This window comes from Flavihumibacter sp. (genome assembly GCF_036676075.1).
In the GTDB taxonomy this organism is placed as follows: Bacteria; Bacteroidota; Bacteroidia; order Chitinophagales; family Chitinophagaceae; genus Flavihumibacter.
This window is the reverse complement of the sequence record NZ_JAKFDQ010000003.1, coordinates 1-2825: the sequence shown is the minus strand read 5'-3', so window position 1 is coordinate 2825 and position 2825 is coordinate 1. Positions and strand designations below refer to the sequence as shown.

Below are 2825 nucleotides of genomic sequence, written 5' to 3'. Positions count from 1 at the left end.
CAGTGGTGGACAAGACTCAACAACCTGTTTGATCCATGCATTGCAAACTTATGATGAAATACACTGCATTACGTTTGATTACGGTCAGCGCCATCGCGCAGAAATTGAAGTGGCGCAACAGCTTTCGGCAAAGCTTGGCATGACAGTTCACAAGGTGCTCGACGTTTCGTTATTAAATGAGTTAGCGATCAGCAGCCTGACTCGCGACAACATTCCAGTACCAACCCCCGCCAGTTCAGGGGGGAGCCTGCCAAACACCTTCGTACCCGGTCGAAATATTCTTTTTTTATCGCTGGCTTCTATTTATGCCTATAAAGTTGGCGCCATGTCTGTAATCACAGGTGTTTGTGAAACCGACTTTTCAGGCTATCCGGATTGTAGGGATGAATTCATCAAGGCTATGAATAAAGCCGTTGAATTGGGGATGGACTATAAACTACGAATTGAAACACCGCTCATGTGGCTGAACAAGTCTGAAACTTGGGCTCTCGCCGATCATCATGGAAAGCTCGAATTGATTCAGCACCACACACTGACTTGCTACAACGGAATAAAAGGCAGTGGGTGTGGTGACTGCGACGCGTGCAATCTTCGAGAAAAAGGCCTTGATGAGTATCTCGAAAACAAATCAACGGTGATGAAAAGCCTGAAGGAAAAACTGCAAATTAAATAGCGTAGCCGTGCAGGGGGAGCCTCACCCCCTGCCTTTATGCAGCCTGTGTTCCAGCCACATACCTCTTAAATAGGGACCTTACTCCATACGCAGGCAAAACGTTAAAAACAGCAAAACACATTTTTATGGCGATCTGGACATAAACGATATTAAGTAACTCCGCATTCGTCATGGTGCCGTAAAATGCAACAAAACAAAAAATAAAACTATCTATTATCACCGCAAAAAACGTACTTAAAAACACCCGCAGAAATAACAACCTTGCATTCGTAAGCTCCTTTATTTTGCTCAGCAAAAATGAATTTACATATTCAGAAAAAATAAAAGACACTGAGGATGCTACCAACACCGAGGACACGTGCGTCATGACTTCGCTGTAAGGCGCATCAAGTTTCCAACCTGACAAGCCAGGAAGATAGCTGGTCGCACTCAGCAAAATAGTAATAAGTGCATTACTTGCGAATGCAAACAATATGGCTTTTCTTGCCAATCTAAGACCATAAAACTCATTTAACATATCGACTATTAAAAATGTCAGCGGGTACAGAAAAACTCCAGGCGTCACGACAACACCAAGCAATTCAATATACACAAGCTTTGTCGCGGCAACATTAGTGAAAATATATAGTGCAAACAGCAGTAGATTGAGAGCGACATAAACCATCCACGACCTTTCATGCCGATCATTTACCTCATACGCTGTCAATGCGGCCCCGCCAGAATAAAACTTCCTGTACACCGACTTCATCTCTGATCTGCTTAAATCATCCACTATTTCACTTTTTAATAAATCATCGAGCCTAACTTTGATGACCTTTCCCGTTGAGACAATCATGACAACGGCAAGCCCCTTACTATTTTCAAACCCTAACAACTTATATTTTTTGTTTTCCGAAACACTATCCATTGAACCTCTCCTCCATTAATTCCCCAATTACAAGAACAACGTCAGAGCAACAGCAAGGTTCACTGGTTATGGACAACCGTTTCGTCGTCTTGTCGTACACCAATTTTTCTTTATTGCTACTCGGCAAACCCTTCTTAACTATTAACAGATCCCCTGACTCATTCACACCGCTAATTTCATTCTCCAGAAGCACACCGATTAAATTGCAGGCCGTACCGAAGTAGTAAGTCAGCGGATGGGTTGCGACCAATTCGCCAATCCTCTTGCCAAGACTCTGCTCAAGCAAACTCTCTTTAATGATAGGGACGGCTGCTGGGTTCATATTGCCTTGCAAAGATACGCTATTTTCTATGATCTCCCTTTCTTCAAAATCAACAGTCTCTATCTCTTTGTAAGACACACCAAAGAAATCAGAAATCTTGCGAATTGTAGATTGTTGAACATTCACCACTCGCCCTTCCAGAATGTTATATATCGTAGTTCTGGTTAGTCCACTTGCATTGCACAAGGACAGCTGCGTCTCCCCACGACTTTTTATCAAGTATTTAATATTATTCTTCAAATTTTCTGTTTTTTCTTTCTTATACATTAAATATCAACCACTTATTGCCTGAGCCAACTGCACCCTTGCTGAAGCTACAGAGGCGCCGCTGTGAGATACCAGCATCCTACACCTCCAGGAGCTGTACAAAAATTAATGTCGCGAACATGGCAAACAATCGTTAAATAATATTTCACTCCCGACTCTTGAAATGCCATCCCGTTGTTATTGATCACTCAACCTTGCGAAACTTCCCACATTCATTTCTTACAGCAAACCCCTACAGAATTTACTTGACAAGAAATGAATCATTTAATTGTGCAGATGTTCATTTATTTGATTAATTAAATAGAATTTTCTGGTAATAAATCTACCGCTCCACTCTCCTTTGCATGCCGCCAATCAATCTTGGCTTACTGCATGGAATTAGTGGTTTCTTAAATCTTGAAGGGAATTCCAATATGAAAAAGATCCCCCCTACCCCCTCGGATTCGCAAAATCCATCATCCGACAACACCGTCGATTTACCCAAGCTCTCCGAAATCACCGAACGCCGCGTCAGCGCCCGCCTGCGCAATCCGGACCGTCCCGACCCTGTCAGCCACGTCTTCACCATTGTCCCGGATGCCGACACGGAATCCCTGCTCTGTCATGCCTGCGAAACCCTCGCCTCGCTGAATGTCATGAGCACCGATCTGGCTGGC

The 2825-nt window shown here is 43.5% G+C and carries 4 protein-coding genes; 2 read left to right on the top strand and 2 right to left on the bottom strand.

Translation table 11 applies throughout. The features are described 5' to 3' along the window. The coding region (queC, locus tag V6M43_RS00035; RefSeq protein ID WP_332731991.1) for a 7-cyano-7-deazaguanine synthase QueC at window positions 1-673 on the top strand (673 nt) is incomplete at its 5' end. A gap of 34 nt (window positions 674-707) precedes the next feature. Here the strand turns inward: queC and V6M43_RS00030 are convergent. Continuing rightward, window positions 708-1580: a queuosine precursor transporter gene (locus V6M43_RS00030; protein ID WP_332731990.1), complete on the bottom strand. Its 873-nt coding sequence runs from the start codon at window positions 1578-1580 to the stop codon at window positions 708-710. Beyond that, complete coding sequence (locus V6M43_RS00025) at window positions 1573-2169, bottom strand: helix-turn-helix transcriptional regulator (protein ID WP_332731989.1); 597 nt, start codon at window positions 2167-2169, stop codon at window positions 1573-1575. Before V6M43_RS00025 ends, V6M43_RS00030 begins: the two co-directional genes overlap by 8 nt. A 344-nt stretch (window positions 2170-2513) precedes the next feature. On the opposite strand from V6M43_RS00025, the gene V6M43_RS00020 reads away from it, so the two are divergent. Next, on the top strand, window positions 2514-2825 hold a 312-nt coding region (locus V6M43_RS00020), incomplete at its 3' end, for a DUF6124 family protein (RefSeq protein WP_332731988.1).